Origin of the sequence: Salimicrobium humidisoli (genome assembly GCF_002295105.1) — a bacterium.
Lineage (GTDB): Bacteria > Bacillota > Bacilli > Bacillales > Halobacillaceae > Salimicrobium > Salimicrobium humidisoli.
Window position 1 is genome coordinate 72696 of record NZ_NSGH01000002.1, and the last position, 13553, is coordinate 86248.

13 protein-coding genes and 2 tRNA genes are annotated in these 13553 nt (G+C 45.4%); 14 read left to right on the forward strand and 1 reads right to left on the reverse strand.

Features of this window, described 5'->3' with window-relative positions:
- Positions 1–25: 25 nt before the first annotated feature.
- Positions 26–451, reverse strand: coding sequence for a DUF2507 domain-containing protein (locus CKW00_RS01700; RefSeq protein WP_008588623.1), 426 nt, complete (start codon positions 449–451; stop codon positions 26–28).
- A 265-nt stretch (positions 452–716) separates the two neighbouring features.
- Between CKW00_RS01700 and CKW00_RS01705 the strand changes: the two genes are divergently transcribed.
- From CKW00_RS01705 to CKW00_RS01770, 14 genes are all read left to right on the forward strand, one after another.
- Complete coding sequence (locus CKW00_RS01705; RefSeq protein ID WP_008588624.1) at positions 717–1340, forward strand: succinate dehydrogenase cytochrome b558 subunit; 624 nt, start codon at positions 717–719, stop codon at positions 1338–1340.
- Between the two features lie 41 nt (positions 1341–1381).
- Entirely contained in the window at positions 1382–3130 is a 1749-nt protein-coding gene (sdhA, locus tag CKW00_RS01710; RefSeq protein WP_095821103.1) for a succinate dehydrogenase flavoprotein subunit, read from the forward strand.
- A gap of 17 nt (positions 3131–3147) precedes the next feature.
- Positions 3148–3906 (forward strand): succinate dehydrogenase iron-sulfur subunit, encoded by a 759-nt coding sequence (gene sdhB, locus CKW00_RS01715; protein WP_008588626.1) that lies wholly within the window; start codon positions 3148–3150, stop codon positions 3904–3906.
- A 75-nt stretch (positions 3907–3981) separates the two neighbouring features.
- Positions 3982–6126: an ATP-binding protein gene (locus tag CKW00_RS01720; protein ID WP_095821104.1), complete on the forward strand. Its 2145-nt coding sequence runs from the start codon at positions 3982–3984 to the stop codon at positions 6124–6126.
- Positions 6123–6782 carry a response regulator transcription factor gene (locus CKW00_RS01725; protein WP_095821105.1) on the forward strand — a complete coding sequence of 220 codons (660 nt, stop codon included), beginning with the start codon at positions 6123–6125 and terminating at the stop codon, positions 6780–6782. The genes CKW00_RS01720 and CKW00_RS01725 overlap by 4 nt, the downstream gene beginning before the upstream one ends.
- A 162-nt stretch (positions 6783–6944) precedes the next feature.
- Positions 6945–7358, forward strand: coding sequence for a MarR family winged helix-turn-helix transcriptional regulator (locus tag CKW00_RS01730; protein ID WP_052034739.1), 414 nt, complete (start codon positions 6945–6947; stop codon positions 7356–7358).
- Positions 7359–7380: 22 nt separating this feature from the next.
- Positions 7381–8196 (forward strand): glutamate racemase, encoded by an 816-nt coding sequence (gene racE / locus CKW00_RS01735; RefSeq protein ID WP_095821106.1) that lies wholly within the window; start codon positions 7381–7383, stop codon positions 8194–8196.
- A 109-nt stretch (positions 8197–8305) separates the two neighbouring features.
- On the forward strand, positions 8306–9070 hold the full coding sequence (gene rph, locus CKW00_RS01740; protein ID WP_095821107.1) for a ribonuclease PH: 765 nt from the start codon (positions 8306–8308) through the stop codon (positions 9068–9070).
- Positions 9067–9663: an XTP/dITP diphosphatase gene (locus CKW00_RS01745; RefSeq protein ID WP_095821108.1), complete on the forward strand. Its 597-nt coding sequence runs from the start codon at positions 9067–9069 to the stop codon at positions 9661–9663. Before rph ends, CKW00_RS01745 begins: the two co-directional genes overlap by 4 nt.
- A gap of 3 nt (positions 9664–9666) precedes the next feature.
- Positions 9667–10197, forward strand: a complete 531-nt coding sequence (locus tag CKW00_RS01750; protein ID WP_095821109.1) for a metallophosphoesterase family protein — start codon at positions 9667–9669, stop codon at positions 10195–10197.
- Between the two features lie 85 nt (positions 10198–10282).
- Positions 10283–10356: transfer RNA gene (locus CKW00_RS01755), tRNA-Gly, on the forward strand.
- Positions 10357–10358: 2 nt separating this feature from the next.
- A tRNA-Arg gene (locus CKW00_RS01760) sits at positions 10359–10432 on the forward strand.
- A 235-nt stretch (positions 10433–10667) separates the two neighbouring features.
- Positions 10668–12257, forward strand: coding sequence for an FMN-binding glutamate synthase family protein (locus tag CKW00_RS01765; RefSeq protein WP_198951611.1), 1590 nt, complete (start codon positions 10668–10670; stop codon positions 12255–12257).
- A gap of 219 nt (positions 12258–12476) precedes the next feature.
- Positions 12477–13457 (forward strand): hypothetical protein, encoded by a 981-nt coding sequence (locus tag CKW00_RS01770; RefSeq protein ID WP_095821110.1) that lies wholly within the window; start codon positions 12477–12479, stop codon positions 13455–13457.
- The last annotated feature ends 96 nt before the right edge of the window (positions 13458–13553 follow it).

Sequence of the window (13553 nt, forward strand, 5' to 3'; positions counted from 1 at the left end):
TCTTCTGGGATTTTAATTATACCTTTTACAGTTTATAAGCGATCAGCGAGATGGAATGATTTTTTTCATTTATTTCATCCCTGCATTCAAATGTTTCGTTTTCCAAATTACTCAGACACTCGGCCAGGAATCCCGCTTCCAGTTTGGCGTTAATTTGAAATTCTTCCTGGGTGAGTCTCTGTTTTACCGCATCTCCGTGCAGGGAGAAGTGAATCTCATTTTTCCCGGATTTCTCTTTTTCAAGCTCTCCCCATCCAAACTCCCGGAAGAATGTGGTGACTTCCTCATTATTTTCATAAGCGGAGTTCCGCGCTATATTCCGTCCCATTATATATAAAATTTGTTCTGCGTCTTCACCGAGCATGTCGGGCAGGGCAAAGTAGCGAAGAATGTCGAATCCTGCTCCGGTGGTAACGAGCGGGGAAATATTGCCGGTGGTAATACGTGCCATGATGTACAGCCTCCTTTTTTTCTGTCTATTATTATCACTTGAAAATCAGGTTTGTGCAACAGCCCGGTGGAAAGATTTCCCTTGATCGGAACACTGCCTTCTTGACGGTGCTGACCTATCGCAGTACAATAAGTATGATACAAATTGTACGGTTCCGGATGATAGGAGGGTGACCCTCTCCTTACGTTTTTTTATATTTTAAAGCGCTTTATTATCCGGGGTTGTGTACATAATTTAATTTTTCATCATATTGAGGGGGGTAAATATGGCAGCAGGATCACGAGGCTATGTGAACAGAAGGTTACATTCATTACTGGGGGTAGTGCCTCTTGGAATATTTCTGTTCCAGCACTTAACTACAAACTTTTTTGCAACACGGGGGCCAGAGGCATTCAATACGGCGGCTCATTTCATAGAAGGATTGCCGTATCGGTATGTACTGGAAATTTTCGTCATCTTTTTACCATTACTTTTTCACGGAATTTACGGAGTTTATATTGCATTCCAGTCCAATTTCAACGTGAACAAGCACGGATACTTCCGTAACTGGATGTTTATGCTGCAGCGGGTCACTGGTGTTCTGACGCTAATATTCGTAGCGTGGCACATCTGGGAGACGAGAGTAGCTGTAGGTTTTGGATGGGAAGAGCTGAACTATCAGTTGATGGAAGATATACTGACACAGCCATTCTTTTTCTGGTTCTACATAGTCGGTGTATTATCAGTAACGTTCCACTTTGCTAACGGTCTATGGTCTTTCTTTGTAAGTTGGGGCATTACGGTTACACCGAAATCCCAGCGTATTATGACTTACGCTACCGTAGTTGTATTCTTAGCACTGGGTTATGTAGGCGTACGTACGCTGATTCAGTTCGCTTACGGCGTCTAGACAATAGATAAAAGCAGTGATTAAGGGAGTGAACATAAATAATGTCGAATAAAAATATAGTCATCATCGGGGGAGGCCTGGCCGGTCTGATGGCGACAATCAAAGCAGCAGAAGAAGGAGTACACGTAGATTTGTTATCTCTTGTACCCGTAAAACGTTCCCACTCCGTCTGTGCCCAGGGCGGTATCAACGGAGCAGTGGATACGAAGGGTGAAGGAGATTCTCCATGGAAACACTTCGATGACACGGTGTACGGCGGAGACTTTCTCGCTAACCAGCCGCCTGTTAAAGCGATGTGTGATGCCGCGCCCGGAATTATCCACCTGCTTGACCGTATGGGGGTAATGTTCAACCGTACACCTGAGGGGCTGTTGGATTTCCGCCGTTTCGGAGGTACACAGCATCACCGTACAGCGTATGCAGGAGCTACGACCGGTCAGCAGTTGCTTTATGCACTTGATGAACAGGTTCGCAGACATGAAGTGAACGGTCTTGTTACAAAATACGAAGGCTGGGAATTCCTCTCGGCTATCATTGACGACAAAGGAGTAAGCCGTGGAGCAGTCGCTCAGGACATCCACAGTCATGAAATCAGAGACTTTCCTGCCGATGCAATGATCCTGGCAACCGGGGGACCGGGGATTATTTTCGGAAAATCCACGAACTCCATCATCAATACCGGATCTGCTGCCGGTGCTTTATACCAGCAGGGGGTTAAATACGCAAATGGTGAGTTCATCCAGATACACCCTACTGCTATTCCGGGCGATGACAAACTTCGTCTTATGAGTGAATCGGCACGCGGGGAAGGCGGCCGCGTATGGACATACAAAGACGGGGAACCATGGTACTTCCTCGAAGAGAAGTATCCTGCATACGGCAACCTCGTACCACGTGATATCGCGACCCGTGAAATATTCGACGTCTGTGTAAACCAGAAACTCGGAATAAACGGAGAAAACATGGTTTATCTCGATCTTTCTCATAAGGATGCCAAAGAGCTTGATGTCAAACTAGGCGGGATTATCGAGATTTACGAAAAATTCGTCGGTGAAGATCCTCGTAAAGTACCGATGAAAATATTCCCTGCTGTACACTATTCCATGGGCGGAATGTGGGTAGACATCAACCAGATGACTAACATCCCGGGCATTTTCGCAGCCGGAGAATGTGATTTCACGCAGCACGGAGGAAACCGTCTTGGCGCGAACTCTCTGCTATCTTCCATTTATGGAGGAATGGTAGCCGGTCCGAGTGCAGTAAGATATTCCGAAGGTCTTGATGAACATGTGGAAGATATGGACAGAGAAGTGTTCGATAAACACCTTCAAGTAGAGCAGGATCGTTTCGAGGAAATTATGAAAATGGACGGAGATGAGAACGCCTACCAGATTCATAAAGAACTCGGCGAATGGATGACAGACTATGTGACTGTGGTCCGGGACAACGAAAACCTTCTGAAAACGGACGAAAAGATCAAAGAACTGATGGAACGTTATAAACGTATCAATATCAACGATACGTCCCGCTGGAGTAACCAGGGAGCCATGTTTACCCGTCAGCTTGATAATATGCTGCAATTGGCAAGAGTGATCACCCTTGGAGCTTATAACCGAAACGAAAGCCGCGGTGCGCACTTCAAACCTGAATTTCCGGACCGTAACGACGAAGATTTCCTCAAGACTACAATCGCAACATATGATAAGGAAAACAACGAGCCGATCATCAGCTATGAAGAGGTGGACACGTCATTAATCGAACCGCGTAAGCGCGATTATTCCAAGAGTTAATAAGGAGGTCCTTCATCGTGAGTGAAGAGAAGAATATTACATTTGTCGTCACAAGACAGGATGAACCTGAAAGTGAACCGTACAAAGAAACATTTGTCGTCCCATACCGCCAGAATATGAACGTCATCTCAGGATTGATGGAAATCAGAAGAAATCCTGTTAATGCAGACGGAGAAGCTACAACTCCGATATTCTGGGAAATGGGTTGTCTGGAAGAAGTATGTGGTGCCTGTTCCATGATTATCAACGGAGAGCCGAGACAGTCCTGTACGGCACTCGTAGATCAGCTGGAGCAGCCTATCCATCTCGAACCTATGAATACATTTCCGGTCACCCGTGACCTTGCCGTCGATCGTAGCCGTATGTTCGACTCTCTGAAGAAAGTCAAAGCATGGGTACCGATTGATGGAACATACGATCTTGGTCCGGGACCGCGGATTGCCGAAACAAAACGTCAGTGGGCGTATGAACTGTCCAAGTGTATGAGTTGCGGTGTATGCCTGGAAGCCTGCCCGAACGTGAACAGTAAGTCCGATTTCATCGGTCCTGCTGCTCTATCACAGGTTCGCCTGTTCAATTCCCATCCTACCGGGGAGATGCACAAGAGTGAGCGTCTTCAGTCCATTATGGATGAAGAAGGTATCATGGGCTGCGGAAACGCGCAGAACTGCGTAGAGGTTTGCCCTAAGGGAATTCCTTTGACTACGTCACTGGCTGCCCTTTACCGTGACACTGCAGTCGAATCATTCAAAAGCTTTTTCGGAAGCGACAAATAATTCTTTACTGGAGGCTGTGTCCGAAATGGACACAGCCTTTCTATTTTATTAATATACTGGAAGGGAGGGGTCGGTATGTGTAAACAATGGATGTATTATATATTGGGTCTTGTACTTGTGCTTGGTGTCACGCTGATGGTTTCCTCTATTTCCGGGGAATTGTATACTCTCCCTGAAGAAAGGACGGGGGCGAAGCTCATTTTTTATTCGGCTGTTCCTTCGTCTTTTTACTATGTCTTTTTCTTTGTAATCATTCCATCTCTGTATTTCGTGACTACGGTAATGATCAGTGCATTTATTCATCGCCGTATCGCCGATACTCTTTCCATACGGCTGTTGATAGCTTTTCTCCTGACACTGGCGCTTGGCTACGTCAGCGCAGGTGGAACAGTTCAGGGACTCGCTTTCAGTACATTGATGAACTCTGCGGCATTTATCAGTGCCCCGGTCATATTCATACATTTCCTGTATAGATACTTTGCAGAGATAAAAGTTTATTTTTTCACTAAAAGAATTTACCAGATAGGTTACGTGGTGCTTTCCGGGTCGCTTATGATGGATGTTTACCGGTTTGTTAGCGGAGAGTCTCCTTTCTGGATAGACCAGATCCAGTACTTCGTACTTCTGATTTTTTATATATTCATCTTTATCGTAGTCTGCAGAGGAGCTTTCCGACTTCGGACTTCATCCTACCGATCTTTTTTCAAGTACATAAGTTTCGGGGTGGCTCTTTCGTTCGCCCCCTACCTGATTTTTTATCTCATTCCTAAATTATTTACAGGCGCACCGATAATAGGAATCGAAATAGCTGTGTTTTTCCTTATAGCGCTTCCGATAACTTTTCTTTATTTATTATCGAAACAGAAATTGATCGATATTAACTTTATTATCCGCAGGTTGAGGCATCACGCCTTTCTTTCTCTGCTGCCGAGTCTTCTTATAGCTATCATGGCAAACCTTATAATAGACTGGACATTCTCCCTCGAACCCTTTCTGCAGCTTTTGTTCGCAGGAGTAGTGGTACTTACACTCATTATGACGTTTGCAGAGGTTATGGATTTCCGGATGCAGAGCGGGCTGTTTTCCGACAGAGGTAATTTCCAGGAAAGTCTGCACAAGCTGATGAAGAACTTCAAAGATCAATACAGCGTAGGTGACTTGATGAATGAAGTGTGCCATGAGATTACGAAAACGCTGAAATTAACTTATACCAACGCCTACTCCTATCACACGAAAGACGGCATGTTCTGTGTGAATGAACCGATTCTTGAAAATCTGCTCCGGCATCTGAAAAACAGCATGCATAACAGAAAGCTTGCAGTAGGAGAAATAGTGGAGACGAGGAGAGGGTTCGGTTTCGTAATAGCTGAGTCCCTTAACAAAGTAACCGTCATTTATAGTACCGGGAAACAGGATTTCACTTCTCTTAACCGGGAGGAAAGGAAGTATCTTCAAATCATTTCCATGAACGCGAATATAGCCATTGAAAACATGAGCCACATCGAAGAATTGATGAAGCAGCTGCAGAAGGTGAAAAGTAAGAATACCGATCAGTACCCGGCCTGGCTGTCGAGGCTTCTTTTTCAAATAGCCGAGGATCAGCGGGAACAGCTGTCTATCGATATTCACGATACCGTTTTGCAGGAATTGCTGTACCTGTATCGTCGTATGGATGAATTGCATACAAACAGGGAGGAACTGCCGCTTACTTTGCGCACCGAGCTATCCGTATATAAAGAACAGCTGCTCGACAGTATACATCTGACGAGGGAGACGTGCAGTGAACTGCGGCCGACCTTTTTGAAAGAAATCGGACTCATACAGTCTCTGGACAGTCTCATTCAGCAATATCAACTGCGTTCGAATTTCACCGTTTATTTTTGTGCAGAAGATTTTCATTCCGAACTCGATCAGGAGATGATCCTTACTACGTACCGTATCGTACAGGAGCTGCTGGCGAATGCTGTGAAGCACAGTGAAGCGAAGCATGTACATCTTTACTTAGCCGGAAACGAAGAAGACGTTACGTTGCGTTATGAAGATGATGGGGTGGGAATGGAAAATAAATACGAATGGGATGCCTTCACTCACATAGGACTATCCGGTATAGAACACCGGGTGAATGGACTCGGAGGATCTCTTCGCATTGATACAGCTGAATTCGAAGGCTTCAGAATGGAAATTGGTTTTCCGCTGAAAGGGAAGGAGTGTGTAGAATGACGAACGTTTTGATCGTCGATGATCATCCTGCAGTAGGGATGGGGACGAAAGCCATGATCGAACAGAACAGTGAAATGAACGTGGACGTAGTGGAAAACCCCGGGGAAGTCGAAAATATCGTTTTAAACAAAGATTACGACGTTCTGCTGATTGATTTATATATGCCGGGGATGAACGGTATTGAATTATCGAAACGTGTAAAACAGAAACGGCCCGATGTAACTGCCATCATCTATACAGGGTTCGACCTGAGTACACATTTTAACATGCTCGTGGAAGCGGAAGTGGAAGGATTCGTCAGTAAAACGGCTTCGCAGGAACAACTGCTGACGGCTATAAGATGCGCTATGAGGGATGAGGTTGTGATCCCTCTTCATCTGTTCAGACAGCTGCGCCGTACGGAAGCGAGCGTATCGCCGGTACGCATAAACAGAACGAAAGAAGAAGAAGCCCTTTTCCTTAATGAAAAGGAGCAGTCGATTTTGAAAGAAGTATCGAACGGGTTCACGAATAAAACTATTGCACAAAACCTTCACATGTCTCAAAGAAGTGTGGAATATACGCTTACGGGGATTTTCAACAAGCTGGACGTGCGTTCGCGTACGGAGGCGCTTTATAAAGCCCAGGAACTCGGGCTGATCTCCAAAGCAAAATAATCCGTTCGCATTTCCCGGAGAGACTGCCGATGTTTTTACTATTTAAACAGGGGTGATGACACCTTTTGTCTTGATATTTTCACAGGAACCTTAGAGAATAGATGACATAGACTTTTGATTTTGTCAGGAGGAACCCACGTGTCCGATCAAATTATAGAAGATATGGAATTTTATTTGCGTTACGTAGCGGGAGGCGTAAAAGATAAGGGTAGAGAAATTCTGGAAAATTACGAAATAACTCCCCCTCAGTTCGTTGCGCTTCAGTGGGTTTCGGATGAGATGGGTATCACTATCGGAACTATATCCAGTAAAATGCATCTGGCCCACAGTACTACAACTGATATGATCGATCGTCTGGAAAAGCTCGGGGTCGTAGAACGAAAAAAAGATGAAACCGACCGGAGAGTGGTACGTGTGTACATATTGCCGGAAGGTGAGAAAGTCATACGGGAAGTGATAGATAAACGAAGAGCCTATCTTAAAGATTTGTTTCATGAAGTGGACGAAGAAGAACTGCAGGAGTTTCGAACCCTTATGAAGCATGTATATGAAAAAATGAGTAAATTGACAAATTAAAGAGAAAAGAAGAGGGATCAGCATGGATCGACCAATTGGAGTTATCGACTCGGGAGTCGGTGGAATGACGGTAGTAAAAGAACTTATGAGACAGTTGCCCAAGGAGTCCATCTATTACATAGGTGATACGAAACGCTGTCCATACGGCCCGCGGCCGGCAGAGGAAGTCCGTACGTTCACATGGGAAATGGTGGAACATCTGAAAAGATATGAAATCAAAATGCTCGTAGTCGCCTGTAATACGGCTACTGCCTTTACGCTGGAGGAGCTTCGGGAAAAGCTGACCATTCCGGTTCTCGGTGTAATTGAGCCGGGTGCAAGAGCAGCTATTTCGACGAGTGAAAACAAAAGAATCGGAGTCATCGGAACGGAAGGAACAATCGGCAGTGAATCCTACCCGCAGGCCCTGAAAGCGATCGATGCTTCCATCCGGGTGAATAGTCAGGCCTGCCCCGCCCTGGTGCCCCTTGTCGAACGGGGCGTGCTGGCAGGATATGAAGCCCATGCCATCGTCCGGACGGAACTCCAGCCTTTGAAAAACAAAAACGGTATCGACACTCTCATACTAGGCTGCACCCATTATCCTCTGATCAAAGGAGTGATTCAGCAGGAAATAGGAGGAGCCGTGAAAGTGATCAGTTCCGGTGAAGAGACGGCTCGTGAAGCCAGTCTTATTCTGTCTTATAATGATCTGCTGGTGCAGAGTGAACAGGAACCATCCTACCGGTTTTATACGACGGGGGATTTCGACAAGTTCAAAATGATCGCAACGGAATGGTTTGAAGGACCTCTAGATACATTCGAAGTGATTGAACTTGACCCGGTTTCCATTTATTGAACATAAGAATTGGCGAGCCACTTTCAAAGTGGCTCTTTGTTTGAATGAGAAGCTGCCCCTTTTGTGTTATGATTGGCAGGAAATAACGGTAAGCCGAGGAGGAATTTTTATGCGTGCAGATGAAAGGAAAGTCAAAGACTTACGAGCTATTAAAATAGAAACGGACTATATCAAACATCCGGAAGGTTCCGTACTTATTGAATTCGGTGATACGAAAGTGATCTGTAATGCAAGCATCGAAGACAGAGTACCCCCGTTCCTGAGAGGTCAGGGTAAGGGATGGATTACCGCCGAGTACGCGATGCTTCCCCGAGCTACACAAACCCGTAATATACGTGAATCTTCGAAAGGGAAGGTATCCGGCCGGACGATGGAAATTCAAAGACTGATAGGAAGATCCCTGCGTTCGGTGATTGATTTGGGAATGATCGGGGAAAGAACGATATGGGTGGACTGTGATGTCATTCAGGCGGATGGCGGAACGAGAACCGCTTCCATTACCGGTGCATACATTGCTGTTGTCCACGCACTGGGAACGCTTCTGGAAAAAGGGAAAATTAAGGAATTGCCTGTTCAGGACTATTTGGCTGCGATATCTGTAGGCGTACTGGACGGCGAAGAAATCGTCGATCTCTGCTACGAGGAAGACAGCAACGCGGAAGTTGATATGAACGTTGTTATGACAGGTGATGGAGAGTTTGTTGAAATACAGGGGACGGGCGAGGAAGCTACGTTTTCCATGAAACAGCTGACGACGATGCTGGAATTGGCTTCCGAGGCCGTATCGGAACTGATGCTTCGTCAGAAAGAAGCCATCGGCACGTGGGCGAGTGCTATCGAAAACTATAAAGAAAGGGAGGAGGACGTACAGTGAAAGAAGTGATTATAGCTACCTCCAACCAGGGGAAAGTAAAAGAGTTTGAGCAGATGTTTTCCGAATATGGAATTTCGGTGAAATCGCTGAAGGACTTTGAAGAACAGATAGACGTGGAAGAAACCGGAGAAACATTCGAAGAGAATGCCCTTTTAAAAGCGGAAACGATTTCCGAACGATGGAATGTACCGGTCATCGCCGATGATTCGGGTCTTCAGGTCGATATTCTGGATGGCAGACCGGGCATTTATTCTGCCAGGTACGCCGGAGAGGATAAAAATGATAAGAAGAACTCCGAAAAACTGCTGAAAGAACTCGGAGAGACGACGGTCAAAGACAGAACAGCCCGCTTTGTCTGTGTCATTGCAGTAGCGGTGCCCGGAGAAGAATCTTTCACGAAACGTGGTACTTGTGAAGGGGCCATTGCTCTTCAGCCGAGAGGTGAACACGGATTCGGCTACGATCCTATTTTCATACCGGAGGGGTACAAGAAAACGATGGCCCAGCTGACTGCTGAAGAGAAGAACAGCATAAGTCACCGTCACCATGCTCTTTTGAAAATTGAAGAGTGGCTGAAGGAGAAAGGGGACTAATTCATGCCGAAAGCTTTAATAATCAGCGACAGTCACGGACTCACCGAAGAACTGCAGGAAGTGAAGGATCGCCACTCACAGGAAGTGGATGCTTTTATCCACTGTGGAGATTCCGAACTTGCGACGGATGCTTCGGAGCTTGAGGGATTTCATTACGCCAAAGGGAATTGTGATTTTGAAGCGGATATGGAAAATGAACAGATTGTAGACGTCAAAGGCGTCCGGTTTCTCGTCGCTCACGGGCATCTGCTTCAGGTGAAACAGTCTCTGATGCCTATATATTACAGAGCCGAGGAAGCAGGAGCGGATGTTGCCTGCTTCGGACATTCTCATACGATAGGTGCGGAGAAAGTGGGAGACAAACTGATTATGAATCCGGGAAGTTCCCGGCTGCCGAGAGACCGCAGTGAACCGACGTATGCGATTATCGAGTGGGAAGACGGCTCGAAAGAACTGACGGTTACGTATTATCATATGGACGGGAATAAACTGGAAGATCTAGAAGTGCAATTTGACTTGAGTAGCAGGAATTAATTTTTTTCCTGCTACCATTGACTTTTTACTGTGGAACAAGTATACTTTTTCATGTCGTCGCAATACATATAACAATTTCATAAATGCGGGTGTAGTTTAGTGGTAAAACCTCAGCCTTCCAAGCTGATGACGGGAGTTCGATTCTCCTCACCCGCTCCATTGTCCCAGTAGCTCAGCTGGATAGAGCAACAGCCTTCTAAGCTGTGGGTCGCAGGTTCGAATCCTGCCTGGGACATTATTTGCAAAAGCTGCATTCCTTATCATGTGAGGGATGCAGCTTTTTATTTGCTGAACATTCTCATGGCAGAGTTGTCTGATTATCGAGTTGACTTTCCAATCGGTCGTTGGATAGAATAATTCTAAAGAATCAATTTATTTCTGCTTATTCGTCTGAACCGGTATAAACATTAGTTTGTTGAAATAATCGATGGACAGAACATCCGGAAAACAGGGCCTATATAAAAATTGGATTGAGGAGTGAACGACTTGGAGGATACTTTGTTAGTAATTATATAGTAACTCTGATTATACTTGCCATTCTCGTACCGTTGATTCCAGCTCTCTGGCTTTATATTCATGATGAAAGGCAAAACGAACATTCTGTATTGAAAAATTATCCACTATTAGGGAGGTTCCGTTACATCGTCGAGAAAACGGGACCTGAATTCCGTCAATACCTGTTTCACAATGATCGGGAAGGAAAACCGTTCAATCGTAAAGAGTTCGAATATGTCAATAAAGCAGGAAAGTACAATACCCGAATGATGGGGTACGGAGCGGAGCGGGATTTTACCGAGGACGGTTGGTATTTAGTGAATGACATGTTCCCGGTCCAGGCGGAAGAGATACGAATCGATCAGAGTGAGCCGATTAAGACGAAACTGTACGACATCGAAAAAGAACAGCTTTTTAAACGTAAAGAGCACCGGTTCGATTCAGAGCTTGACCCCGTTTACTTACATGACGATGATTGTGTAATACTCGGGGAACATACCGTCGATCATCCTTTTCGTCTGAAAGGTCTGATCGGTCAATCTGCGATGAGTTTCGGATCCCTTGGCGACCATGCAATCACAGCATTATCAAAAGGGCTCGGGCGTGCGGGCGGCACATGGATGAACACCGGTGAAGGCAGTGTCTCTCCTTACCACTTAAAGGGTGATGTCGACATCATCATGCAGATCAGTCCCGGACTGTTCGGTGTCCGGACAAAAGACGGTGAGTTCTCCTGGGAGGCCTTTCGTGATCAGGCCTCCAGAGAGCAGATTAAAGCGTTCGAATTGAAACTTGCGCAGGGCGCCAAAACCCGCGGAGGCCACGTAGATGGAAAAAAGGTTACGGAGGAAATTGCCGAAATACGTAAAGTCGAACCGGGTATAGATATAGACAGCCCGAACCGTTTCCCCGGCATCGATACACCTGCCCAGCTGCTTCATTTCCTTTCTGACCTGAGAGCTTCCGGCGGCAAACCTGTCGGAATGAAGATAGTGGCAGGTAATGAACAGCAGGTGGAGCGGCTTGTTTCGGCAATGGTGGAAGAGGATATTGTTCCCGACTTTCTTACGGTAGACGGAGGAGAAGGAGGAACTGGAGCTTCTTATTATGCTCTCGCCTATTCCGTTGGACTTCCGGCTTTTTCAGCTATACCGATGGTGGATGACATGCTGAAGAAATATGGTATACGTAGACGCACTAAGATTATCGCCTCGGGCAAATTGCTCACGCCTGATAAAATTACAATGGCACTGGCTCTCGGGGCAGATCTGATCAATATTGCACGCGGGTTCATGATGAGTGTCGGTTGTATCATGTCGCAGGTCTGTCATAAAAACACCTGCCCGGTAGGAGTCGCAACGACCGACGCTGAATTACAGCAGGCACTCGTTATCGAAGAAAAAAATTACCGCGTTACGAACTATCTGATTTCCTTACGCCAGGGTTTATTCGATTTAGCGGCCGTAGCCGGGCTGGATTCACCGACGAAATTCACAAGAGAACATATCGTTTATCACTCTGACTTTCGTAAAGTAATTAATGAGGAAGATGGCGCAGGCAGATAACTGGATGGTATCATACGCGAAGAAAAGTTCGAGTGGAAAGGCAGTTTGAGGAGATCACGTATAAAACTCTTCGGTTATCAGTTCGAAGAGTTTTATTTTTGCCTCTTCAAGGGAATAATCACAGGTAATCAGGGTAATTCAAGCGGATTTCTTCTTTTGAAATACATGTTTGATATAATGAATAAAGTACATACTTAAAACGGTTAGGAAGGGTGCGTTATGGAAAACAGCAAAGGAGAAGTTGTTCTTTTTCCGAAATGGAGGGAGAAGCTGCGGGAGAAAGGACTGGAAGCGGTCCGTCATCAGCAGTACGAAGAAGCTATCGAATCACTGGAACCTTTGTTCCATTACCGGGAAGCTGACGATGAAGTGATTACCGGTCTGTTAATTTCCTGGGTAGGCACGGGAGAATACGTGCAGGCGGAAGAAGTTTGCCTGAATCGCATGAAGGTCAGTGAATCCGCTTATTTTCAATATCTACATATTTATATAACGATTCTATTCCATGAGGGAAAATACAGGGAACTGATGACCCTGGTGGAAGAAGTGCTTGAACAGGAGGATCTCCCTGGTGAAGTAAGGACACAGTTGTGGCAGATGTATAACGTAAGTAAAGACATCGAAGACTCCCATCAAAAAGAAGAACAGAAATATTTGATGGAAGAATGGCAGGCAGCTATAAACGGGCAGCAGATAGAAAAACAGTATAGTATTCTTATGAAATTGAAAAGCTTCGACCCGGCGCCCTGGACGGAGACATTACGTATATATCTGACGGATGAAGAAACGCATCCGGTAATAAAAACAGCCATTATACTATGGTTCCAGTCGCACGGGGTGGAAGAGAGCACATCTATACATAAATTCGGTAAAACCATATCCATCGTCCCTGTCGAAATAGGTTCCCCTTCCACACACTACATAGTAAAGCATTTAGAGTTGCGTCTTACTCATATTGAGCAGGAGCATCCCGTAATGTACGATATTATCGTAACGATGCTTCATCGTTACATTTATGTCCGGTACCCTTTCCTTCCTACGGAAAATGAAGTGACTTACATAATAGAAGCATTGAAAGTGCTCGGGAATGAGTATTTGCAATTAGAAGAAACGCCTATTAAAATGGGATCGGAAACTGAATCCTATAAGAAGGATATTGAAGTCGCAAATCAACAATACAGGGCGATTACAGGAGAATAAGCATAATAACCCCTCTATTGTTGAAAGAGAACAGCATTATGTTATAATATAGTGGTTGTAAATAAGATTCGTACACATGTCTGTAACAGATCCATG

Excerpts from the sequence above, each read along its gene's own strand:
- CKW00_RS01700 (WP_008588623.1), bottom strand. The coding sequence starts at position 451 with ATGGCACGTATTACCACCGGCAATATTTCCCCGCTCGTTACCACCGGA.
- CKW00_RS01705 (WP_008588624.1), top strand. The coding sequence starts at position 717 with ATGGCAGCAGGATCACGAGGCTATGTGAACAGAAGGTTACATTCATTA.
- sdhA (WP_095821103.1), top strand. The coding sequence starts at position 1,382 with ATGTCGAATAAAAATATAGTCATCATCGGGGGAGGCCTGGCCGGTCTG.
- CKW00_RS01720 (WP_095821104.1), top strand. The coding sequence starts at position 3,982 with ATGTGTAAACAATGGATGTATTATATATTGGGTCTTGTACTTGTGCTT.
- CKW00_RS01725 (WP_095821105.1), top strand. The coding sequence starts at position 6,123 with ATGACGAACGTTTTGATCGTCGATGATCATCCTGCAGTAGGGATGGGG.
- CKW00_RS01730 (WP_052034739.1), top strand. The coding sequence starts at position 6,945 with ATGGAATTTTATTTGCGTTACGTAGCGGGAGGCGTAAAAGATAAGGGT.
- racE (WP_095821106.1), top strand. The coding sequence starts at position 7,381 with ATGGATCGACCAATTGGAGTTATCGACTCGGGAGTCGGTGGAATGACG.
- rph (WP_095821107.1), top strand. The coding sequence starts at position 8,306 with ATGCGTGCAGATGAAAGGAAAGTCAAAGACTTACGAGCTATTAAAATA.
- CKW00_RS01750 (WP_095821109.1), top strand. The coding sequence starts at position 9,667 with ATGCCGAAAGCTTTAATAATCAGCGACAGTCACGGACTCACCGAAGAA.
- CKW00_RS01770 (WP_095821110.1), top strand. The coding sequence starts at position 12,477 with ATGGAAAACAGCAAAGGAGAAGTTGTTCTTTTTCCGAAATGGAGGGAG.